Origin of the sequence: Psychromarinibacter sp. S121 (assembly GCF_049801035.1) — a bacterium.
Lineage (GTDB): Bacteria > Pseudomonadota > Alphaproteobacteria > Rhodobacterales > Rhodobacteraceae > Psychromarinibacter.
Map to the genome: position 1 here is coordinate 1 of NZ_JBNAGE010000008.1, position 22,623 is coordinate 22,623.

At 66.0% G+C, this 22,623-nt stretch carries 21 protein-coding genes; 12 read left to right on the forward strand and 9 right to left on the reverse strand.

The window, feature by feature from the left end:
- The 6 genes from ACP156_RS23775 to ACP156_RS23800 all read right to left on the reverse strand — a co-directional run.
- On the reverse strand, window positions 1-1,416 hold a 1,416-nt coding region (locus tag ACP156_RS23775), incomplete at its 3' end, for a phytoene desaturase family protein (RefSeq protein ID WP_425053843.1).
- Window positions 1,413-2,963, reverse strand: a complete 1,551-nt coding sequence (locus tag ACP156_RS23780; RefSeq protein ID WP_425053844.1) for an indolepyruvate oxidoreductase subunit beta family protein — start codon at window positions 2,961-2,963, stop codon at window positions 1,413-1,415. The genes ACP156_RS23780 and ACP156_RS23775, both read right to left, overlap by 4 nt.
- 10 nt (window positions 2,964-2,973) lie before the next feature.
- Complete coding sequence (locus ACP156_RS23785; protein WP_425053845.1) at window positions 2,974-5,118, reverse strand: thiamine pyrophosphate-dependent enzyme; 2,145 nt, start codon at window positions 5,116-5,118, stop codon at window positions 2,974-2,976.
- A 49-nt stretch (window positions 5,119-5,167) separates the two neighbouring features.
- Window positions 5,168-5,653 carry a MarR family winged helix-turn-helix transcriptional regulator gene (locus ACP156_RS23790; protein ID WP_425053846.1) on the reverse strand — a complete coding sequence of 162 codons (486 nt, stop codon included), beginning with the start codon at window positions 5,651-5,653 and terminating at the stop codon, window positions 5,168-5,170.
- On the reverse strand, window positions 5,650-7,218 hold the full coding sequence (locus ACP156_RS23795; protein ID WP_425053847.1) for a phytoene desaturase family protein: 1,569 nt from the start codon (window positions 7,216-7,218) through the stop codon (window positions 5,650-5,652). The genes ACP156_RS23790 and ACP156_RS23795 overlap by 4 nt, the downstream gene beginning before the upstream one ends.
- A 24-nt stretch (window positions 7,219-7,242) precedes the next feature.
- Window positions 7,243-8,034: a cyclase family protein gene (locus ACP156_RS23800; protein ID WP_425053848.1), complete on the reverse strand. Its 792-nt coding sequence runs from the start codon at window positions 8,032-8,034 to the stop codon at window positions 7,243-7,245.
- A gap of 347 nt (window positions 8,035-8,381) precedes the next feature.
- On the opposite strand from ACP156_RS23800, the gene ACP156_RS23805 reads away from it, so the two are divergent.
- From ACP156_RS23805 to ACP156_RS23815, 3 genes are read left to right on the forward strand one after another with little or no spacing between them, the layout of a single operon-like run.
- Window positions 8,382-8,807 (forward strand): cupin domain-containing protein, encoded by a 426-nt coding sequence (locus ACP156_RS23805; protein ID WP_425053849.1) that lies wholly within the window; start codon window positions 8,382-8,384, stop codon window positions 8,805-8,807.
- Window positions 8,808-8,825: 18 nt separating this feature from the next.
- On the forward strand, window positions 8,826-9,668 hold the full coding sequence (locus ACP156_RS23810) for a fumarylacetoacetate hydrolase family protein (protein WP_425053850.1): 843 nt from the start codon (window positions 8,826-8,828) through the stop codon (window positions 9,666-9,668).
- The gene (locus tag ACP156_RS23815) at window positions 9,665-10,474 is read left to right on the forward strand and encodes an SDR family NAD(P)-dependent oxidoreductase (RefSeq protein ID WP_425053851.1); all 810 of its coding nucleotides are present in this window, start codon (window positions 9,665-9,667) and stop codon (window positions 10,472-10,474) included. The genes ACP156_RS23810 and ACP156_RS23815 overlap by 4 nt, the downstream gene beginning before the upstream one ends.
- A gap of 242 nt (window positions 10,475-10,716) precedes the next feature.
- Here ACP156_RS23815 and ACP156_RS23820 read toward each other — a convergent pair whose 3' ends face one another.
- Window positions 10,717-11,139, reverse strand: a complete 423-nt coding sequence (locus ACP156_RS23820) for an acyl-CoA thioesterase (protein WP_425053852.1) — start codon at window positions 11,137-11,139, stop codon at window positions 10,717-10,719.
- 278 nt (window positions 11,140-11,417) lie between these two features.
- Here ACP156_RS23820 and ACP156_RS23825 point away from each other — a divergent pair, with 278 nt between their 5' ends.
- The 6 genes from ACP156_RS23825 (at window position 11,418) to ACP156_RS23850 (ending at window position 16,247) form a co-directional block, all read left to right on the forward strand.
- A complete protein-coding gene (locus tag ACP156_RS23825; RefSeq protein WP_425053853.1) occupies window positions 11,418-13,703 on the forward strand; it encodes a bifunctional salicylyl-CoA 5-hydroxylase/oxidoreductase in 2,286 nt (761 codons plus the stop codon).
- Window positions 13,700-14,443 (forward strand): SDR family NAD(P)-dependent oxidoreductase, encoded by a 744-nt coding sequence (locus ACP156_RS23830; RefSeq protein WP_425053854.1) that lies wholly within the window; start codon window positions 13,700-13,702, stop codon window positions 14,441-14,443. The genes ACP156_RS23825 and ACP156_RS23830 overlap by 4 nt, the downstream gene beginning before the upstream one ends.
- Window positions 14,440-14,880 (forward strand): acyl-CoA thioesterase, encoded by a 441-nt coding sequence (locus tag ACP156_RS23835; protein ID WP_425053855.1) that lies wholly within the window; start codon window positions 14,440-14,442, stop codon window positions 14,878-14,880. Before ACP156_RS23830 ends, ACP156_RS23835 begins: the two co-directional genes overlap by 4 nt.
- On the forward strand, window positions 14,877-15,290 hold the full coding sequence (locus ACP156_RS23840) for a RidA family protein (RefSeq protein WP_425053856.1): 414 nt from the start codon (window positions 14,877-14,879) through the stop codon (window positions 15,288-15,290). Before ACP156_RS23835 ends, ACP156_RS23840 begins: the two co-directional genes overlap by 4 nt.
- Window positions 15,283-15,657, forward strand: coding sequence for an acyl-CoA thioesterase (locus ACP156_RS23845; protein ID WP_425053857.1), 375 nt, complete (start codon window positions 15,283-15,285; stop codon window positions 15,655-15,657). Before ACP156_RS23840 ends, ACP156_RS23845 begins: the two co-directional genes overlap by 8 nt.
- 110 nt (window positions 15,658-15,767) lie before the next feature.
- Window positions 15,768-16,247 (forward strand): MarR family winged helix-turn-helix transcriptional regulator, encoded by a 480-nt coding sequence (locus ACP156_RS23850; RefSeq protein ID WP_425053858.1) that lies wholly within the window; start codon window positions 15,768-15,770, stop codon window positions 16,245-16,247.
- Between the two features lie 139 nt (window positions 16,248-16,386).
- Here ACP156_RS23850 and ACP156_RS23855 read toward each other — a convergent pair whose 3' ends face one another.
- On the reverse strand, window positions 16,387-18,063 hold the full coding sequence (locus tag ACP156_RS23855; RefSeq protein ID WP_425053859.1) for an ATP-dependent acyl-CoA ligase: 1,677 nt from the start codon (window positions 18,061-18,063) through the stop codon (window positions 16,387-16,389).
- A 265-nt stretch (window positions 18,064-18,328) separates the two neighbouring features.
- Between ACP156_RS23855 and ACP156_RS23860 the strand changes: the two genes are divergently transcribed.
- On the forward strand, window positions 18,329-19,498 hold the full coding sequence (locus tag ACP156_RS23860) for a thiolase family protein (RefSeq protein WP_425053860.1): 1,170 nt from the start codon (window positions 18,329-18,331) through the stop codon (window positions 19,496-19,498).
- Window positions 19,495-20,595: an SDR family oxidoreductase gene (locus ACP156_RS23865; protein ID WP_425053861.1), complete on the forward strand. Its 1,101-nt coding sequence runs from the start codon at window positions 19,495-19,497 to the stop codon at window positions 20,593-20,595. Before ACP156_RS23860 ends, ACP156_RS23865 begins: the two co-directional genes overlap by 4 nt.
- 7 nt (window positions 20,596-20,602) lie before the next feature.
- Here ACP156_RS23865 and ACP156_RS23870 read toward each other — a convergent pair whose 3' ends face one another.
- Complete coding sequence (locus ACP156_RS23870) at window positions 20,603-21,241, reverse strand: flavin reductase family protein (protein ID WP_425053862.1); 639 nt, start codon at window positions 21,239-21,241, stop codon at window positions 20,603-20,605.
- Between the two features lie 160 nt (window positions 21,242-21,401).
- Between ACP156_RS23870 and ACP156_RS23875 the strand changes: the two genes are divergently transcribed.
- Window positions 21,402-22,601 carry an acyl-CoA dehydrogenase family protein gene (locus ACP156_RS23875; RefSeq protein ID WP_425053863.1) on the forward strand — a complete coding sequence of 400 codons (1,200 nt, stop codon included), beginning with the start codon at window positions 21,402-21,404 and terminating at the stop codon, window positions 22,599-22,601.
- Window positions 22,602-22,623 lie beyond the last annotated feature (22 nt).

Sequence of the window (22,623 nt, forward strand, 5' to 3'; positions counted from 1 at the left end):
CAGGAAGTTCTGGGTCAGGTGATGCGAGCCGCAGATCTGGTCGCCGCCGACAAGGTTCGGGTTCCCGGCTTCGAGGTCCAGGGGCGACACCGTCGTCTGCCCAAGGATGGTCTGGCGGAAGCCGGGCGCCTGTTCCTCGATCAGGTCAAGGACACGCTCGGTCATCGGGGCCTTCGCGGCGTCCCAGTCGGTCGCGGCGATCTGCCCCTTGGCGTCGCCGGTGATCCCGGCGGGCACGACACGGGCCTGCACCCACAGGACGTGCTTGCCCTCGGGCGCGCGGGAGGGGTCGAACAGCGTCGGTTGTCCCACCACCAGAATCGGCGTGTCGGGCAGCAGACCGGCCTTCGCCTGCGCATAGGTGCGGGCGGCGGTGTCGATCGAGCGGCCCACGTGGACATAGGCGAATTCGCCAAGCTTCTCGGCGGTCCACGGCACCGGACGATCCAGCGCGAGGTGCAGCATCATGGTGCCGGGGGCGTGCTGGAACTTTGCCATGCCCCGGTCGAACCGCGCATCGCCCGAGGTGCCGCCGATCAGCCGCATCAGGTGTTTCGGCGCCAGCCCCGCCAGAACGGCAGAGCCGGGAATGCGGGCGCCGTTCGCGACGACGCCGATCACCGAGCCCTTGTCGTGCAGGATCTCGGTCACTTCGGTGTCGCACTCGACCAACCCGCCGCGCGCCTCGATCATCTTCACCAGCGCGCGCGTCGCCACGTCGGCGCCGCCCTTGCCGATGACCATGCCCATCGCCTGACCGGCCATCGCCTCGAGGTAGGGGAAGATCGCGCCACCGGCGATGTCGGGCGCGAAGTCGAGGTGCATCCCCCATGTCGACAGCGCGGTGCGCAGGCGGGGGTCCTCGAAGGTTTCTTCCAGCCATGTCCGGGGCGAGGTCATCAGGAATCGCGCCACGTCCAGCGACTTGGCGGTGCCCTGCGCGCGCCACGTTTTCCACAGGAACTTTGCCAGCGGACCGCGCCGCATCGGCGTGCCCAGCAGACCGCCGACGATGCCCGCGCGTTCCGGGAACTCGGCCATCAGGTCGCGCCACGCCTTCTTGTCGGCGTCGGACGCGAAGGTCGCCAGCGTCTCGTCCACGTCGGTCGAAACGCCAAGGTAATCGCCCGGCTCCATCGCCTGTGCGAAGGGGCGGGGGATCGGGACGAACTCCATCCCGTGCTCGACCATCTCGGCCCCGTGCTTCGCCATGAAGGCAGAGCCTGCGAACATCGACAGGTTCATCGCCGCCACATCGTGACGGAAGCCGGGCAGCGTCAGTTCCTCTGTCCGGACCGCGCCGCCGGGGGTCGGGCCCTGTTCCAGCACCCGCACCTTGAAGCCGCGCGTGGCAAGGTCGGCGGCGGCGACAAGGCCGTTGATCCCCGCGCCGATGATCAGAACCGGACCGCTCATGCGGCGAAGCTGCGCACGGTTTCCAGCGCGCCGTCCAGTTTCTCGCCCTTCACGTCGTCCAGCGCGGCGGTGCGCAGGCGGCGCATCCAGTCGGCGGCATCGTCGCGGCCCTTCAGCATGTCCAGCGCGCCCATCACCTTGGCGAACTTGGACAGGCCGCGGGCGTGGGTGTCGGAGTAGCCCTTGATCAGGCGGTAGTTGGCCAGCACCTCGGCGGCCAGCTTGCGGTCGGTCTTCGCGACGTCCAGCACCGTGGCGAACCACGCATCCACATGCGCCATCTCGGATTCGTGGCGCAGCAGGCGGCGGCGGATCGGCCGCAGCGAGGACATGACCCACAGCGACAGGAAGCCCGGAACGCTGTCGGTGCGGATGCGGCGGCCCTTGTCGAACCGCTTTTCGTACCACGCCTCGAAGCCCTTGCGCTTTTGCACCCAACGGCCAAGGCCACGGGGCAGGGTGGTCGAAAATTCCTCGAACCGGGGGTGGAAATACTCGGTCAGCATCAGGACCTGATCGTCCTTCACCACCACCTCGCCCTTCACGCGCTCATAGCGCGAGGCGCGGGTCTTGATGTCGGCGACGCGGGGAATGTCGTCGTAGCACAGCGCGCGGGCGCAGTACTTGGCAGCGTTGACGCTCATGTCGAAGGGGGCTTCATCCTGCGCGACGACCTTCTCGACCATGTCGAGATACTGCGCGCCATAGGCGACGTCCTGATAGTCGACGACCTTCTTCAGACCCAGCCCCGCCATCTCTTGCACCTCGGCCGGCAAGGCGGTCAGGCGGGATTCCAGCGCGGCCCATTTGGCTTTCAGCTTCTCGGGGACGTGCAGCACCGGGACCGGCGCGACGGGCTTTTCCTCGATCACCGGTGCGGGCTTCTTGCCCTGCGCCACGTCGTAGGCGTCGTTGAAGGCCCGCAGCGAGGCGTCGACGCCCCGGCCCGAGGCGCGGATGACTTCTTCATAGCTTTCCTTCGGGAAGGGCAGGGCGCCCGACCCGGCCAGACCGCCCAGAAGCGAGGACGAGATGACCGAGCCCGCCTGTTTCGCGATCGTCTCCATGTCGAAGGCAACGACGTGGTCGGCGGCGATGCCCATCGCCTCGATCACCTCGGGGCCGTTGGCGCGGCCGTCGCCGGGGACGACCTTCTCGGACACCGCCGGGATGCGGTGGGTCGAGGCGATCATCGTGGTCCGGCCCGGAGTCACGAAACCGCGCATGATGGCGCGTCCGCCCTCCATCAGTTCGGACGCGATCATGATGTCGACGTCACCGATGGCCGGCGACAGCGCGAAGACCGGCATCCGGCCGGTGTCGCGGCACATCTCGACGTAATAGATCGTGGCGCCGGTCCGTTGCGCGACGCCCGCTACAGACGTGGACTGCGCGCGATAGCCGTTGGCCTCGGCCACGGCGACGATCCAGTTGGTCAGGACCCCGCCGCCCTGACCGCCGACGGCCAGCGCCGCCAGCGTGATGATCTTTTCCCCGTCGGGGCCCGGAGAACGGCGTGCGATGATCGGTTTGGCTTGCATGTTCATGGGTTTGACCTCAGGCGAAGGCGATGCGCTTGGCGTCGCGGCGGGTTTGCAGCCACGAGATGATCCGGCGCGACCGCGAGGCGCGGCGTTTCTCGGCGTCGGACGGGTTAGAGACGATTTCCGCCTGATAGAACGACGGGCACAGCACGGCGGCATCCGCCACCTCGCCGCAGTTGCCGCAGCCGACGCAGGTCTGGTCGATGGCGGCGACCGGATCGTCGCGCAACGGATCGCCGGTGTCCTTCACCGACAGCGACGGGCAGCCCGACAGCCGCATGCAGGCGTGGTCGCCGGTGCACACGTCCTCGTCCACTCCGAAGCGCGGGCGCACCACGCGCTTGCCGTCCTTCGCGGCCTTGGCCATCTCGGGCTTCACCCGGCGCTGCTTGTTCAGCATGCACTCGGACGAGGCGACGATGACCTTGGGGCCTTCCTCCTCGGTGGTCAGGGCCTCTTTCAGCGTGTCGCGCACCTTGGTCACGTCGTAGGTGCGGTCGATCTGGCGGACCCATTTGACGCCCATGCCCTTCACGGCGGTGACGATCGAGTTCTGGGTCTGCTTGGTCTTGTTGTCGGCGCGCGACGACAGGATGTCCTGCCCGCCGGTGGCGGCGGAATAGAAGTTGTCGACGATGACGATCACGTTGTCCGACTTGTTGAACACCGCGTTGCCGACCGACGAGGTCAGGCCGTTGTGCCAGAACCCGCCGTCGCCGACGAACGAGATCGAGCGGCGGCCGCCCTTGTTCTCGTTGTGGAACGCCGCGGCCGAGGCGGGGCCAAGGCCATAGCCCATCGTCGTCGCGCCAAGGTCGAACGGCGGCATGATCGAGAACAGGTGACAGCCGATGTCGGACGAGATGTGGTGTTCGCCCAGTTCTTCCTCGACCAGCTTGGTCGCCGCGAAGATCGGACGTTCCGGGCAGCCGGTGCAGAACCCGGGCGGGCGCGCGGGCAGGGTCTTGGACAGGTCGGGGATCGCGACGGGTTCCTCGTTGGTGGCGACCTTCGCCACCGGCAGCAGGTCCGCGGCGTGTTCGGCGAAGAAGGCGCCAAGGCCGTCGACCATCACCTGCCCGGTGTACTCGCCGCCCATCGGCAGCATGCCCTTGCCTTCCAGCTTCACCGCCTTGCCCTGCTTGTACAGCATGTGGGCGATCTGCTGTTCGATGTAGTTGGGGTGGCCTTCCTCGACGATCAGGACGGCGTCCTTGCCTTCGCAGAAGTCGAGGATCTGGCTATCGACCAGCGGATAGACGCAGTTCAGCACCAGCATGTCGATGTCGGTGTCGCCGTAGATGTCGGCGAGATCCAGACGGTTCAGCGCGCGGATCACCGTGTTGTAGGTGCCGCCCTGAACGATCAGGCCGACCTTGCCGGCGGGGTTGCCGAAGCGTTCGTTGATGCCCTGATCGACGATGAACTTCTCGGCCGCGGGCTTCCGCTTTGTCAGCTTCTCGGCCTCGTGAAGGTAGGTGGCCGGCGGCAGCACGATGCGGTCGAGCTTGCGGCGCGGGTTCTCCAGCGCGTCGGTCACCGTCATCGCCGGGCGCTTGTTGTCCGAGGCGGTGAAGTGACCGTGAACGTGGCACGACCGGATGCCGACCTGAAGCATGACAGGCGTGTTCGAGATTTCCGACATCTCGAAGCCCTTGCCCACCGCGTCGACGATCGACGGCAGGTTCGGGCGCGGGTCCAGCATCCAGACCTGGCTTTTCATCGCGAAGGCGTAGGTGCGTTCCTGCATGATCGAGGACCCTTCGCCGTAATCCTCGCCCACGATGATCAGCGCGCCGCCCGTGACCCCGCCCGAGGCGAGGTTCGACAGCGCGTCCGACGCCACGTTGGTGCCGACGACCGACTTGTAGGTGACCGCGCCGCGGATCGGGTAGTGGACCGAGGCGGCCAGCATTGCGGTGGCGGTGGCCTCGGAGGCGGACGCCTCGAAATGCACGCCCAGCTCGCCAAGGATCTCTTGCGCGTCGGCCAGAACGTCCATCAGGTGCGAGATCGGCGAGCCCTGATAGCCGCCGACATATCCGACGCCGTTTTCCAGCAGCGCCTTGGTGATGGCAAGGATGCCCTCGCCGGTGAAGGTCTCGCCCTCACCCTGTTTGAGTTTCTGGACTTCCTTGGCGAACGATCTTTCGGCCATGGGTTGTCTCCCTGAGGTATCTTGCGGCCCGTTTTGCGCGGGTCGGGGGTCAGTATTCGTGGTGGCGGATGTCGTAGAAGATCCGCAGAAGCAGGTCGTTGAAGGTCGCCCGTTCCTCGCCGGACAGCGCGGCAAGCATCGTGTCGCGCATCCCCAGCATGGCGGGCCACGCGGACCTGTAGGTCTGTTTGCCGGCGTCGGTCATGACGATCCGGCGATAGCGGCTGTCGCCGTTCTGCGCCTCGCGCCGGATCAGCCCGGCGGCCTCCATCGTGTCCAGCGTGCGGGACAGGGTGGATTGCTTGATGACGGTCAGCACCGACAGTTCGTTCACGGTGCGCGGGCCGCTTTCGGCCAGCACCGCCAGCGCGCGCATCTGGGCGACGCTGACGCCCAGTTCTTTCAGCGCGGTTTCCACCCCGCGATTGTACCGCGCCATGATGCGGTTCATCAGGTAGGGGGTGAACGCCTCTAGGTCGTCCTGCATCACCGCGGGCCGCGGCGGCGTGGCTGGCGTGGGCGCGGTGGCGGTCATGCCCCCAGTTCCTTCGCCACAAGAAAGCCCGAGCCGCCCGACAGTCCCGGCCCCGGATGGGTCGAGGCGCCGATGTGGTACAGGCCCTTGATGCCGGTGTCGTGCCGCTTGGTGTCGGTGAAGGGCCGGAACAGGAAGAACTGGTCCAGCGTGCAGGCGCCGCCATAGGGATCGCCGCCGACGAGGTTGGCGTTGTAGCCTTCCAGATCGGCGGGAGAGATCGCGCGGCGGGTGATCACCTTGTCGCGGAAGCCGTCGATGTGGCTGGCGAGGATCGCCTCGATCCGGTCGGCATAGGCCTCGCGCAGCGCCTCGGTCCACTGGCCGTCGGCGGGCACGTCGATTTCGCCTGCGGCGTCGCCTTTCACGTGGCGCGGGGCTTCGGGCATCTGCAGCCACAGGACCGTCTTGCCCTCGGGCGCACGGCTGGGATCGGCGGCGCAGGGCTGGCCGACGCAGATCGTTGGCACCTCGGGCAGCATCCCGCGCTCGGCCTCGTTGCCGGCTTTCGACACGCCGTCGAGGCCGGGGGTCAGGTGCAGAAGCTGGACCTTCTCCAGCCCCGGCGTGTTCCACGCGACGTCGCCGTCCAGCAGGTAATGCAGCTGGAAGTTGCCCTTGCCGTACTTGTACTTGCGCAGGTCGTCCCTGCGTTCCGGCTGCGGCGCGAGTGTGCCGTACAGCGCGTTCGGCGTGGTGCTGGCCAGCACGGTGCCCGCGATGACGGTGTCGCCGTTTGCAAGCCGCACGCCCTTGGTGCGGCCGGCGGAGATCATGACCTCGGACACCTCGGCGCCGGTGCGCACGGTGCCGCCGTGTTCCTCGATGATGGCGATCAGGCCGCGCACCATGTTCGCGGCGCCGCCCTTCACGACCGGGGCCGACGCGGCCTCTAGCGCGAAGCCGATCACTTGCCCCATCTGTCCCGAAAAGGCGGCTTCGGGACCAAGTCCGGCGTGCAGGCACCACGGCGCCCAGATCGCGCGGGACAGTTCGCCCTGAAAGGATGTCTCAAGCCAGCCCCGCATCGAGGTCAGCGCGCCGCCCAGCGTGGCGGCCAGCCCGCGCGGCTTGCGCCGCCATGCCTCGCCCGCCAGCAGCCTGGTGGTGGATTTCGACCACGGATCGCCGCCCATCAGCCCGAACAGCAGCCCCGCATCCGCCCCGAAGGCATCGAGATCGGCGGCCAGCTGCGCGCCGTCGCCCGTGTGATCCGCGTCGAAGGCCGCGACGTTGGTGGCGCGGTCGGTGGTATATGTCATCGCCCGTCCGTCGGGCAGGAGCACGCCGGTGGGCGTGTCGGTGGCGCAGAATTCCACGCCATGTTTTGCAAGGTCCGCAGCCAGCGCGCCATGGGCGGCCCCCGTGACCCACAAAACGAAAGTGGTGGCGAGGGGATCGTAGGTGACCCCCTCGGCCAGTTCTTCAGAGCGCATGCAGCCGCCCGCCACATCCTCGCGTTCGAACACGGCGACCCGCTTGCCCGAACGGGCCAGCATGGCGCCAGCGGCAAGGGCGTTCACGCCCGAACCGATGATCGCGACGTCTGCGGTGGTCTCGGCCATTCCGATGCGCTCCCTAAGCCCGGATCAGCCTGCGACCAGCGCCAGCGCGCGGATCGGCGAGCCGGTGCCCTTGACGATCTTCAGCGGCGCGGTGACGAAAACGGCGCCCTTCGGCGGCAGCTTGTCGAGGTTGGCCAGCGAGGCGAGACCGTACTTGTTGTGCTTGTGAAGCAGGTTGTGGGCGGGGAAGGGGATCTCGAACCCGCCGGCGGCGCCTGCATCGGTGCCGATGCACTGCGACCCCCAGCCAAGGGCCTTCTTCTCTTCCATCAGGTAGATGATCGCCTCGGCGGTCGGGCCGGGGGTGACGGGGCCCTCGCCCTTGTCGTTCAGGAAGGCGTCTTCATCGGTGTTGAACTTGTCCCAGTCGGTGCGGAACAGGACCCATTCGCCTTCCTTGATCTCGCCATGCTCGGCTTCCCATGCCTTGATGTGCTCGACGGTGAGCAGGAAGCCGGGGTCTTCGGCGGCCTCTTTCGAGAAGTCGAGAACGTTGGCCGGGGCGACGAAGTTCTGCGGGTCGATGGTGTCGACCGAACCGTCCGGGAAGTCCTTGCCGGTGATCCAGTGGTGCGGCGCGTCATAGTGCGTGCCCGAGTGTTCGCCCAGCTTCAGCCAGTTCCACGCCCACCACGGACCGCGGTCGCCGTATTCCGAGATCTTGTGGATCTCGATCGGCGGCGTCTGGTCAGCGATTTCGTCGGGCAGTTTCAGCAGCGGCGTGTCGGGGCCGAGCGGTGCGGTACAGTCGATCACCTTGATCGACCCGTCCAGCAGGCCGGTCGCGAGGGTGGCGAGTGTGTCCTGAGTGGTCATGTGTTGGCTCCCTGTGATCTTTCCGGAGGGTGTTGTTCCGAGGTATATGCAAAAGCATGTATTATTTTTCTTCAAGGGCAAAGTTTCTCGAACGGCATTTTTCGTTCTTTTTCGGGGGCGTCGCCCTGTGATCTTTTCCGGATGAGTAAGTTTTAGGCGCATGAAACGTGGCGAATCCGGATTGATGTGCTGCGAAATGATGCATCCGCAGAAAAATTTCCGCGCTGCGGAGGAATCGGCCAGATCGTCGCGTTCTGGAGAAAACGATTGAAGGTTAAAATAAATGGTGCGAGGGTTGACGTGACCGCGGCGGACCTGCCGCATCGGTGTGAAAGGGAGGCATCCACATGACCGATAAAGTTGTACCCGTCGTCACCCGCTCGGGCGATCTGGACGAGACCACGCTGCAGTCCGGCGAGTGCGTCCGCAAGTCCGGCGTCAGCCCGCAGCACACGCCCGCGACGAAGATCTGGTTCGGCCGTGTGACCAACGAGCCGGGCCACCGCTCGCCGCCGCACCACCACGAGCACGCCGAGACCGGCGGCTACGTCCTGAAGGGCCACGGCCGCATCTACTTCGGCGAGGGCTACAAGGAATACGTGGACATGTACGACGGCGACTTCGTCTTCGTGCCGCCCTTCATGCCGCATGTCGAAGTGAACATGAGCACCACCGAGGAACTCGTCTGGCTGACCTGCCGCACCCCGGACAACCTGGTGACCAACCTCGAAGACGTGCCGGACGAGGCGCTTGAAGGCTACCGCCGCGCCTGATCCGGAAAGGAAAGACGAATGAAGCTTCTTCGCTACGGCGCGCCCGGCGCAGAGCGTCCGGGCCTGCTTGGCGCCGACGGCGCGATCCGTGACCTGTCGGGCGTGGTGTCCGATATCGACGGCGCCGCGCTGTCGCCCGACAGCCTTGCGCGGCTTGCCGCCTTGGACCCGGCCTCGCTGCCGGTGGTCGAGGGCAGCCCGCGCATCGGGTCCGCCATCGCACGTCCGGGCAAGTTCCTGTGCGTCGGCCTGAACTATGCCGACCACGCCCGCGAGACGGGCAAGGAGCCGCCGGCAGAGCCGGTGCTGTTCTCGAAGGCGACCACCGCGCTGTGTGGACCCTATGACGATGTCGAGATCCCGCGCGGTTCCGACCGCACCGACTGGGAGATCGAACTGGGCGTGGTGATCGGCAGCCGCGCGAAATACGTCTCTGAAGCGGACGCTTTGGACCATGTCGCGGGCTATGCGCTGGTCAATGACGTGTCCGAACGCCGGTTCCAGTCGGAACGCGGTGGCCAGTGGGTGAAGGGCAAAAGCCATGACACCTTCGGTCCGGTCGGTCCGTGGATGGTGACGAAGGACGAGATCGCCGACGTGCAGGACATCGACCTGTGGCTGGATGTGGACGGTGAGCGCCGCCAGACCGGCAACACCAGGACGATGATCTTCGGCGTCGCACACCTGGTGCATTACATCAGCCAGTTCATGACGCTGGAACCCGGCGACATCATCGCGACCGGCACGCCTCCGGGCGTCGGGCTTGGGATGACGCCGCCGACCTTCCTGAAGGAAGGCCAGATCGTTACGCTGGGGGCCGCCGGTCTTGGCGAACAGAAACAGCGGATGGTGCAGGCATGAGCATGGACGTCGACAAGCTGAAGGGCGCGCTGACCGACTTGTCGGGCAAAACCGCCATCGTCACCGGCGCTGCGCGCGGGCAGGGGGCGGTCGAGGCCGAGCTTCTGGCCGGCGCCGGGGCGTCGGTGCTGATTTGCGACGTGCTGGTCGAGGAAGGCGAGGCGCTGGCCGCCCGCCTGACCGGCGAAGGGCGCGACGTGCGGTTCCTCAAGCTCGACGTCACCTCCGAAGCCGGCTGGGCCGAGGCGCTGGAGGTGGTGCGCGACTGGACCGGGCGGCTGGACGTGCTGGTCAACAACGCGGGCATCATCAACCGCAAGATCATCGCCGATATGTCGGTCGAGGAATGGCGCAAGGTGCTGGACGTGAACGCGACCGGCGCTTTCATCGGCGTCAAGCTGTGTGCGCCTTTGATGGCGGAAACCGGTGGCGGCTCGATCGTGAACATCTCGTCGAACAGCGGTTTCTCGGGGCATTACGACCCGGCCTATACTTCATCGAAATGGGCGTTGCGCGGGTTGACCCGGTCAGCGGCGATGGAATTCGCCGAAGCCGGAATCCGGGTGAATGCGATCTGCCCCGGCCTGATCGTCACCGACCTGAACCGCAACTCGCCGCACCTTGGTCCGATGATCGGCATGACGCCGATGCAGCGGCCGGGCGAAGCGGAAGAGGTGGCGCAGTTGGTGTTGTTCCTCGCGGGTGAGGGATCGGCCTTCATCACGGGCGAGGATTTCGTGATCGACGGCGGGTTCACCGGCGGCGCGGCGTATCGGCGGGTTGCGACCGAGACCGGTATTTTGTGATCCGGGTGGTGTTGGGATGGGGTGGAACCCCATCCTACATTCTGGTGTGGGATGAATTTGTCGCGGGGGTGATGGGGTAAAACCCCATCCTACGATCGCGGGTCGATCCAACCGGTGTAGATGGGGTGAAACCCCATCCAATCAGCCACATCTCAACCCACGTAGGATGGGGTTCCACCCCATCCAATCAACCACACCACACCCCACGTAGGATGGGGTTCCTCCCCATCCCATCCAACATCTCACCCCGCCACCATCTCCGGGTGCAGGTACTTCTCCAGCCCCGCGCGGCAATCGTCCGGCCAGGGGTGCGACTTGTGATCCTTGGTCGAGGTCATCACGATCAACTGCTCGATGGTCCAGATCACCTCTCCGTCCACCGTCACCACCGTGTACAGATCCAGCGACGACTTGCCGATCTTGCGGACGTGGACGTTGAATTCCAGCACATCGCCATAGACGGCGGGCTTCTTGAACTCGATGTTCATCTTCACGCTCGGCAGCCCGAGATGGCGTTCGAACATCAGCTCTTTCCACGTCACGCCGAAGGACGCGAACATCGCCTCGTTCACGTCCACCAGCATCGACAGGTAAGCGGGGTGATAGGCGATCCCGGTCAGGTCGCAGTCGCCGAAGCGCATGGGCTTCTGAATCGTAAAGGGCATTCCGTTGTCCTTCCGTGCGCGCCCCCGACAAGCCCTGCAAATTCGCAGCGTGCCGCCGATTTGGGCATCCATTTATTTTATGTCTAAACCTTAACAACCGCAGCGCCACGGTCAAGCGAACTTGGCCAGATGGGCATACAGCCCCGTGTTTTAACGAAAAATTAACTCTCGCGAGCCGGCACCCGATGGACCGCGACCCACGCAGTCGGTTTATTTTAGTCTTGAAATAAATATCCGACTCACTATTCTGAGGGAAATCAAGCAGGGAACGATCTGTCATGAAAATCGCTGTGCTTGGCGGCGGCCCCGCCGGTCTGTACTTCGCCATTTCGATGAAGCTGCGCGACAGCGCTCACGACATCACCGTCTACGAACGCAACCGTGCCGACGACACGTTCGGCTGGGGCGTGGTGCTGTCGGACGAGACGATGTCGAACTTCGACGACAACGACCCCGTGTCGGAAAAGATGATCCGGGACAAGTTCGCCTATTGGGACGACGTGAAGGTCGTGCGGGGCGAAGAGTCGATGACCTCGGGCGGCCACGGCTTTTGCGGCATCGGCCGCAAGCAAATGCTGCTGCTGCTTCAGGAACGCGCCCGCCAGCTTGGCGTTTCGCTTGAGTTCGAGACGGAAATCACCCCCGAACGCATCAACGAGCTGAAAGCCTCGAACGACCTGCTGGTCGCCGCCGATGGCCTGAACTCGCGCACGCGCAGCCAGTTCGAGGACAAGTTCAAGCCCGAGATCGACATGCGCCAGAACCACTTTGTCTGGCTCGGCACGCACCAGAAGTTCGACGATGCGTTCACCTTCATCTTCGAGAAGACGGAACACGGCTGGATCTGGGCGCACGCCTACCAGTTCGACGATGACACCGCGACGTTCATCGTCGAATGCGGCCCCGAGACCTACAAGGCCTTCGGCTTCGACACGCTGGATCAGGACGCCTCGCGCAAGCTGTGCGAGAAGATCTTCGCGGCGCACCTTGGCGGCCACGAGCTGATGACGAACGCCAGCCACATCCGCGGCTCGGCCTGGATCCGGTTCCCCCGCGTGACCTGCGAGAACTGGTATTTCGACAACGTCGTGCTGCTGGGCGACGCCTCGGCCACCGCGCATTTCTCGATCGGGTCCGGGTCCAAGCTGGGCATGGAAAGCGCCATCGCGCTGGCCGACGAACTGAACTCGGACAAGCCGCTGGGTCAGGCGCTGCAGGACTATCAGGACGAACGCAAGCTTCAGGTGCTGCGCGTGACCTCTGCCGCACGGAACTCGACCCAGTGGTTCGAGGAAGTCGAACGCTACCTGTCGCTGGACATGATGCAGTTCAACTATGCGCTGCTGACCCGGTCGCAACGGATCAGCCACGAGAACCTGCGCCTGCGCGATCCGGAATGGCTTGCCTCGGCAGAGGCATGGTTCCAGCAGAAGGCGGGCAGCAATTCCACCCGCAGCCCGATGTTCGCGCCGTTCAAGCTGGGCCAGATGGACCTTGTGAACCGCGTCGTCGTCTCGCCGATGGCGCAGTACAAGGCGAAGGACGGGATGCCGACCGACTGGCATTTCGTGCACTACGCCGAACGCGCCAAGGGCGGCGCGGGCCTTGTGTTCACCGAGATGCTTTGTGTCTCTATGGAAGGCCGGATCACTCCGGGCTGCCCCTGCATCGGCCCCGAGCAGGTGCCGGTCTGGGAACGGCTGGTCGATTTCGTCCACACCGAAACCCCCGCGAAGATCTGCGCCCAGATCGGGCATTCCGGCCGCAAGGGGTCGACCCGGCTGGCGTGGGACGGCATCGACCACGCGCTGCCCGAGGGCGAGAACTGGCCGCTGCTGTCGGCCTCGGCGATCCCGCTGATGGACGGCAACGTCGTTCCCAAGGCGATGGACCGCGCCGACATGGACAAGGTGAAGACCCAGTTCGTCGACGCGGTGAAGGCCGCCGACGCCGCGGGCTTCGACATGATCGAAATGCACGCCGCCCACGGTTATCTGCTGGCGTCCTTCATCTCGCCGATCACCAACACGCGTGACGACGAATACGGCGGCAGCCTTGAGAACCGGATGCGCTATCCGCTGGAGGTCTTCGCCGCGATGCGCGACGCGTGGCCGTCGGAGAAACCGATGACCGTGCGGATCTCGGCTCACGACTGGATGGGCGACGAGGGCGTGACGCCGGACGAGGCGGTCAAGGTCTCGGCGATGCTCAAAGAGGCCGGCGCCGACGCGATCAACGTGTCCTCGGGCCAGACCGACAAGAAGGAACAGCCGATCTATGGCCGCATGTTCCAGGTTCCGTTTGCGGATCAGGTGCGGCAGGAAATCGGGCTTCCGACGCTGGTCGCGGGCAATATCTATGAACCCGACCACGTGAACTCGATCCTGATGGCCGGACGTGCCGACCTTGTGCTGCTGGCGCGTCCGCACCTTGCCGACCCGTACTGGACGCTGCACGCGGCGGTCGAACTGGGCGACACCGAACAGGAATGGCCCGCGCCCTATGAAGGCGGCCGCCGTCAGGCGAACACGCTGGCCGAACGGGCAAAGGCGATGGCTCAGTGAGCCTTGCCGGCAAAACGGCCTTCGTGACGGGTGGCGGCTCTGGTGTCGGGGCCGTCATCGCCACGATGCTTGCCGACGCCGGCGCGCAGGTGGTGATCTGCGGCCGCCGCGCCGAGCCGCTGGAGGCGGTCGCGGCGACGCATCCGAATATCCACGGCACCGTCTGCGACATCACCGACGAGGCGCAGATCTCTGCCGCCATCGCCAAGGCCGCGCCGGATATCGTGGTGGCCAACGCCGGGGCCTCGGAAAGCGCGCCGCTGGTGAAAACGGAACTTGCCGCGTTCGAGCGGATGATGTCGGTCAACCTGACCGGCACCTTCCTGACCTTCCGCGAAGGCGCGAAGGCGATGAAGGGCAAGCCGTGGGGCCGCCTGATCGCCATCGCCTCGACCGCCGGGATCAAGGGCTATGCCTATGTTGCGCCCTATGCGGCGGCGAAACACGGCGTCGTCGGGCTGGTGAAATCCGCCGCGCTGGAATTCGCGAAGAAGGGCGTCACCGTCAACGCGATCTGCCCCGGCTTCCTGGATACCGAGATGACCGAGCGATCCATCGCGAACATCGTCGAGAAAACCGGCCGCTCGCCCGAGGACGCCCGCGCCTCGCTGGAAGCCACCAACCCGATGCACCGCCTTGTGCCGCCCGAGGATGTCGCCCGCGCCGTCCTGTGGCTGTGTGGCGAGGGGTCGGACATGGTGACGGGGCAGGCGATCTCTGTCTCGGGGGGCGAGACATGACGCAGACCTTCACCCTCCGCCGGCAGGTAGAGTTCAACCACTGCGACCCCGCCGGGATCGTGTTCTACCCGCGTTACTTCGAGATGATCTCGGCCGTGGTCGAACGCTTCTTCTCGGACGGGCTGGGCTACAGCTGGGCCTCGATGGGTCTGTTGGAAGGCAACGGCACCCCGATGGGCGACATTTCCGTCCGCTTCCACAACCCGTCGCGGCTGGAAGAGTGGCTGACCTTCGACCTGACGGTGAAACGTCTGGGCCGGTCGTCGGCGACGCTGATCGTCCGCTGCTCGTGCGAGGACGAGCCCCGCTTCACCTGCGAGGCGACGCTTGTACACGCAAACATCAAGAAGGGTCGTTCGCAAAGCTGGCCGGATACCGCACGCCGGCGGATGGAACGCTACCTGACCGAGACCGAAACAGGAAAGACACCCGCATGACCGTTCTGACGCCCCATATGTTCCTTCAACCCGACGGCTGGGTTCCTGCCAAGGGCTATGCCAACGGCGTTCTCGCCGAGGGCCGGATGGTGTTCACCGGCGGCCTTGTCGGCTGGAACGCCAAGCAGGAATGGGAACACGAGGATATGGTGGGCCAGTTCCGCCAGACGCTCGAGAACATCGTCGCCGTGCTGGCGACGGCAGGGGCGCGGCCCGAGCATCTTGTGCGGCTGACGTGGTACATCACCGACAAGCGCGAATACCTCGACAACCTGCGCGGCTTCGGCGCCGCCTATCGGGACGTGATCGGTCGGCACTTCCCGGCGATGGCCGTGGTGCAGGTCGCGGGCCTGATGGAAGACGAAGCGAAGGTCGAGATCGAAGCGACCGCGGTGATCCCGAATGCTTGACGGTTCCGCCGCAGCCCCGGTGATCGCCACCGTCGCGCCCTATGGCGAGGTCACGCCGCGCGGTGCGGTGTTCGGAGGCTGGATTCTGGCCCAGATCGACCACGCCGCCGGGCTGGCGGGCCGCAAGCTTGCGGGCGGCGACGTGGTGATCGTGTCGATCAAGGACCTGACCTTCCACGCGCCGCTGTATGCCGGCGAGGAATTCGTGATGCACGCCGAGGAGACACGGCGCGGCAACACTTCCTTTAACCTGTCGATAACGGCGGTGGCCGAACCCGACACGCAGGTGCGTCAGATCATGACGGCCGACGTGCTGCTGGTCGCCGTCGACGCGGAAGGAAAGCCCCGTAAACTCTCGGGCGCTTAAGACGAGTTCCCCGACCGGCAGCCTTCCGAGCCGGGCAGGGCGGCCGCGCGCAGAACGCTTTGCGCGCGGCTTCAAATTTTGATACTCAAAATAATCAGGCAGGATCAGGTATGGGTAAAGATTTCATGGACGCGCCGATTGCCACCGACATCGCGGACGAGAACCTTGCGCGGCAGCGGCTGCGCCTGTGGCTGCAGATGCTGAAAGCGACCCGCTATGTCGAAGGCACCCTGCGCGAGAAGCTGCGGGCCGGGTACGACACCACGCTGCCCCGCTTCGACGTCCTCGCCGCCCTGCACGCCGCGCCGGAAGGCATGAAGATGAGCGAGCTTTCGCAACACCTTGTGGTGTCGAACGGCAATGTAACCGGCGTCGTGGACCGGCTGGTGACCGAGGGACTGGCCGAGCGCCGCAATCTCGAAACCGACCGCCGCGCCTTCGTGGTGAACATCTCGGACAAGGGCCGCGCCCTGATGGACGAGATGACCGCCGAGCATCTTCAGTGGATCGATTCCATTTTCGAGAACGTCTCGGAACCCGACGCCGCGCGCGGGATCTCGATCATGCTGGACATCCGCCACAAGAGTTGAGGCGGTCGGGGTTCGACATGATTGGATTGGTCATGATGGGGTGAAACCCCATCCTACACCCTGCAATGAAACCGCACCGTAGGATGGGGTTTCACCCCATCAACGCCCCCCGCCGCGACACGCATCACCGCGCCCAACGTCACCGCTTCACGGTCACTCCGGCCGCCTCGCGGTCCCATGTGGTGTCGGTCACGCCTTCTTCGCGAAGCTTGAACTTCTGGATCTTGCCATTCTCGGTTCGCGGCAACTCGGCCCGGAAATCCACAAAGCGCGGCACCGCGAAATACGGCATCCGGGTCTCGCAATGGCGGATCACCTCTTCGCCCGTCAGGGACGCGCCGTCCTTCAGGACGATGGCGATCATCACCTCGTCCTCGGCCAGCTCGGATTGCACCGGATAAGCGGCGGCGGTGGATACGGCAGGATGGCTCAGAACGCCTTCCTCGACCTCGAAGGACGAGATGTTCTCGCCCCGCCGCCGGATCGTTTCCTTGATCCGGTCCACGAAGCGGAAGCTTCCGTCAGCCGACCGCACCACGCGATCGCCAGTGTGGACCCACAGGTTCTTCCATGTCTCCACCGTCGCCTCGGGCATCCCGAGATAGCCCGACGCGAAGGCATGCGGCGCGTCGTTGCGCAGCACCAACTCGCCCGGCGCGCCATCGGGCACCTCGTAGTCCTGGGCATCGACGACACGCGCCTGAAAGCCCTTGGTGACATAGCCCATGGTGCCGGGGTTTACCGTGTTCGCCTCGGTCTGGATCACGTTGTTCGTCTCGGTCGAGCCGAATGCGTCCAGCAGCAGGATGCCGGTGCGGCGCAGAAACTCGGCGTGGAAATGCGCGGGCACGCCGGGAGCCAGCGCGATGCGGGTCGAATGGTCCAGCTCGGCGGGCGATTCCGTCCGCGACAGCAGCATCGGCACCATCGCGCCCAGCAGGTAGGTCACGGTCGCGTCGGTTTCCTTCAGCGCCTCGTAGAAGCGCGAGACCGAGAATCGCGGCGCAAGCGCCTGCGTCGCGCCGTAGACCAGCGCCTGAAAGAAGCAGTTCAGCGCGTTGGTGTGGAACAAGGGCAGCGTTGTGTGCAGCACGTCGCCTTCGGTGATGCCCAGCTGGCGGCCCGTGGTGATGGCCCACCAGAAGAACTGCGCGTTGGGGCAGATCACGCCCTTGGACAGCCCCGTGGTGCCCGAGGTGTAGAGGATCGAAAACGGATCGGACGGCAGCACCTCGGCCCCGTCGACCGGCGCGCCGGGGGCGGGCAGGGGCTTGGCCCCTTCGGGCAGCGTGTCGCCCGCGTCGACGACGAAGACCTGTTCCAGCGGCAGCGGATCGCGGTCGATGGTCGACAGCGAGTCGGTCAGCCCGTCTTCCACGATCAGCAGCTTCGCGCCCGAGTTGGCGAGGATGTGCTGCAACTGAAGCCCGCGCGAGGCGGTGTTGACCGGCACGGACACCGCGCCGATCCAGCTGATCGCGGCGAACAGCTCCATGAACTCGATCCGGTTGCCGCAGATCAGCGCGACCTTGTCGCCGGGCTGCACCCCCGCCTCGACCAGCATCCCGCCCCAGCGGGCGGCGGCGTCGCGCAGTTCTCCGGCGGTGCGGGTCTCTGCGCCGACGGCGATCAGCGGCAGGTCCGGCAGCATCGCCGCGCGGCGGGCCAGCAGCTTGGGCAGCGAGCGGTCGCGCTCGGGCACGTCGCGTTCCAGCGCGTCGGAACGGGCGTGGGAGTCGGCCGCATAGGCATTCGCGACATCGGGGTCACCCAGATCCGGGACTTGGCGGACGGCAAGCGGCGCATCGGTGTTCATCTGGGGACCTCCTGGATCGCGCGGACCGGCATGGTCCGTCAATTTGGTTGAACCCTAAAACAATTTGCGCAGCACGCAAGGCACTTTTGTCCAGACCCCCGCGCCCCCGCGTCAATTGGCCGATTCAACCGATGAAGCGCACGTATTCTGTGCATTCCAAGCACGAATAGCGCGCCTCTACACCGGCCCGACCAATCAGATCAGGCTTGCACAGCACCCGACTTGCCGTCAGTATACTTTTAAATTCGTAGTTTCCGGGGGCAGGATGACAGCCACTCGAAAGGGCTATGACGGGGTTGTCGTCACGACGCCGACCAGCGTGCCCTACCAGCGATTCTCGACCGAGACCGCCCAATGGTGGGCCGGTGCCGCGCTGCGCGGGCTGGCCGAAGGGTCCGGGATTTCGCACCGCGAGATGGACGGGCTTAGCCTTGCGTCCTTCGGCATGGCGCCCGACAGCGCGATCAACTTCGCACAGCACGCCGGGATGACCGTGCGCCATCTCGACACCGTGCCGCTGGGCGGCGCGGCGGCCACCGTCTCGCTGCGCCGGGCGGCCCGGGCCGTGCAGGCCGGTGACGCCGACGTGGTCGCCTGCATCGGCGCCGACACCAACACGCCCGACAGCTTCCGCGCCATGCTGGCCGGGTTCTCACGGTTCGCCCAGGACGCGGTCTATCCGGTCGGCGCGGGCGGGGCGAACGCCAGCTTCGCGCTGCTGACCCGTCACTATATGCAGCGGTTCGGCGCCACGCGCGAGGATTTCGCCCGCATCTGCATCGCCCAACGCGACAACGCGCTGAAGAACCCGCGCGCGCTGATGAAGAAACCGCTGACGCTCGACGCCTACATGGCCGCGCGCCCGGTGTCCGACCCGGTCCACCTGTTTGACTGCGTGATGCCCTGCGCGGGGGCGGAAGCCTTCCTTGTCATGCGCGAAGACACCGCGAAGGCGCAGGGCATCCCCTTCGCCCGCCTGACCGGCACCATCGAACGTCACCACGCCTTCCCCGACGACCCGGTGCAGATCCGGGGCGGCTGGGCGCAGGACGTGGACGAGCTGTACGCGATGGCCGGCTGCTCGCCCGCCGACATCGACGTGCTGCAGACCTACGACGATTACCCCGTGATCGTGATGATGCAGTTCGAGGATCTGGGCTTTTGCGCCAAGGGCGAGGGGCCTGCCTTCGTGCGGTCCCGCGACATGCGCATCGCGGGCGACTTCCCGCAGAATACCTCGGGCGGGCAGCTGTCGGCAGGGCAGGCGGGCGCGGCGGGCGGCCACCTTGGGCTGGTCGAGGCGATCCGTCAGGCCGCCGGCACCGCCGGGCCGACGCAGGTCGCGGACGTGAAACGCGCGATGGCGCTTGGCTTCGGGATGATCAACTACGAACGCGGGCTGGCCTCGGCCGCCGTGGTGCTGGAGGCCGCATGACCGTTCTGCTTCCCCCCGCCGCCAGATCCATCCCGACGCTTGGGCTTGTCCGCGGCGCGGCACAGGGCCGGTTCGCCCTGCAACGCTGTGGCGGCTGCGGCGCGTTCCTGTACCCGGTGCGCGACGTGTGCCCGGCCTGCCTGTCGCAGGACTTCGGGTTCGAGGACGCCCCCGACACCGGCACGCTGCTGTCGGAAACCACCGTCAATATCACCAGCGATCCGTATTTCCGCACCCTTCCGCCGGTGCGTCAGGGGCTGGTGCAGGCCGACTGCGGCGTCACGATGATCGCGTTCGTCCACCCCGCCTGCGCGCCCGAGGGGCGGGTGCGCCTGTCGCTGAAACTCGACCGCGCGGGGATGCCCGTGGTCTATGCCCAACCCGAAACCGGAGACGCCGACATGCAGGACGATCCCCACTGGCGCGCGCTGACCGCCGACCCCAAGGGCCGCCGCGTGCTGATCACCGACGCCACGCATCCGGCCGCACAGCCGCTGGCCGAGGCGTTGACCAAGGCAGGGGCAAAGGTCATCCAGCCCGACGCTGCCGAGCTTGACCTGACCTCTGACGCATCCGTCGCCGCGCTGGCAGAGAAAATTGGCGCGACGGTCGACATCGTGATCCACACCGCCGGAGCCTTCCATGCGGGCGGCGTGACCGATGACACCGGCGCCACCCGCAACAGTCTCGAAAAAGGGCCTTTGGGCCTGATGCGTCTGGCCGCTGCCTTTGGGCCGAAGCTGGGTGAAGGCGCGGTTGCGTGGGTGAACCTTCTGGGGCTCAACGCACAGATGGCGACGCCGGGGGCCGCGGGCTTTGCCGCCGCGCAGGCGGCCACCCTGTCGGTCGCGCAATCCCTGCGCGCCGATATGGCAAAGCGCGGCATCCGCGTGATCAACCTGTTCTCGGGCGCGCTGGATCATCCGGCCTTCGCCGCCGCCCCGCCGCCGAAACTGCCGCCGCAGGCGCTGGCGAAGGCCGTGGTCACCGCGCTGCAACAGGGTCTGGAAGACGTCTACGTCGGCCCCGAGGCCGAAGAGTTCCGCGACCGCATGGCGAAGGACCCGAAGGCCGTCGAACGGATGATGTGGGGCTAGGCCGCCGTCACACCCGGAACCGGTCGCGCGTCGTCGCATAGGACATCGCGCCGACCCGGCCGATGGTGTCGATCACGTCCTGATCGATCCGCCCGTCGGCGCCGATCGCATCCTCGCGCAGGTGAAAACCGACGATGGTGCCCAGCACGATATCGCGCGCAGGCCCAAGATCGACGGTCGAGTGCAGCTTGCACTCCATCGCCACCGGCGCTTCCGCGATACGCGGCACGTTGACCGAGGTGCCCGGCACCGTCGCCATGCCGTTCAGCGACAATTCGTCGGCGCCCGGTTCTACCGGCGCACCGCAGGCGTCCATCTGCGCCGCAAGCGCCGCGTCCGAGATGTGAACGATGAACTCCCCGGTTTCGAGTATGTTCTGCGCGGTGTCCTTGCGCCGCCCGTCGGGACGCGGCTCGATCCCGATGGCAAGCGTGGCGGGGTCATGGCTGAGCAGGCCGAAGAACGAGAACGGCGCGGCGTTCGGGACACCTGCGCCGGATACCGTGGTGACGAAGGCGATGGGCCGGGGCGTCACCGCGTTGGCCATCAGCCGGTAGCGGTCGAAAGGCGTTTCCGCCGTGAAGTCGAAATACCGGTGATCCACCTTGCGCGTTCCTTGTTCATCCGTGCCGGTTGCAGGTGCCACGACCGCCGCCCAAGGTCCAATCAATGCGCCGTATACGGCTCATTCGCCGCGCGAATATATCTCCATGCACCATATTCATCCGCAATATTCCAAGAATGAATTTGAATTATAAAATATCCGCGGTGCATCATTTCCCCTAAGCCAACAAGGGACCGCCACGATGAATCAGCCGTTTTCGCCCGCCCTGTCCGCCGCCGACCTGACGGAAGCGCAGTTCGACAAGCTTACAGAAACTTCAGAGTTCGAGCATCTCCTGCAGGTGATCGGCGAACGCGTCGAGGAATTCGAGGAAAAGCGGCACATCCCGCGCGACGTCATCGACCTGATGAAGAAGGCCCGCATCTTCCGCTCGGCCACTCCGAAGAAGTTCGGCGGCGATGCGATGGCCCCGCATCACTTCCTGAAGATGGTCGACAAGATCGGCACCGTCGACGGCTCTGCCGCGTGGGTCTCGGCCTTCGGTTCGGCCAACACCTACACCGCCGCCCTGTGCGAAGAGGCGCAGGCGGTGATGTACGCCGACGGCCCCGATCAGGTCTTCGCGGGCGGTCTGCACCCGGTGCAGGAAGCCACGCGCGTCGACGGCGGCTGGCAGGTCTCGGGCCGGTGGAAATTCGCGTCGGGCTGCATGGGCGCCGACTGGATCGGCGTCGGCATCGCCGGCAAGCCGCAGGGCGCCGAAGAGGGCGCGCCGCCGACCGTGATGATGGCCGTCGCCCCCGCCGCCGAGGTCGAGATCATCGAGTGCTGGGACGTCTCGGGCATGCAGGGCACCGGCAGCCACGACACGACCGTCACCGACAAATATTACGCCGATATGTGGATCTGCGAACGCGGTGCGCCCGGCGTCGTGGACGAGCCGCTGTATAAGTATCCCGCCATGGCCTATCAGGCGCAGGTCCACGCCGCCTGCAACCTTGGCCTTGCCCGCGCCGCAATCGAGCAGGCCAAGTCGGTCTCTGGCGCCGCCAAGATCGCCGTCGGCCATGCCCGCCTGTGCGACCGCCCCTATTACCTGTCCGGCATCGCCGAATGCGAGGCTTTGCTGCGTGGCGCGCGGGCGTTCTTCTACGAGGCCGCCGAGGAAGCGTGGGACAGCCTGCAAAAGGGCGACCCCGTGACGCTGGACCAGAACAACATGCTGCGCCTGTCGGCCACAAACGCCGCCCGCGTCGGCGCCGAGGTGGTGCAGCGCGCCTATACCATTGCCGGGATGGGCGTGATCTCGAAGAAGAACCCGATGCAGCGCTATCTGCGCGACGCGATGGTCGTCACCCAGCACGCCGCCGTCACCGATGTGGTGCTGGAAAGCGCCGGCCGCGTGCTGGCCGGTCTCGACGCGCCGCGCGGCTATCCGTGACATGGACGGGTCGGGTGCCGAT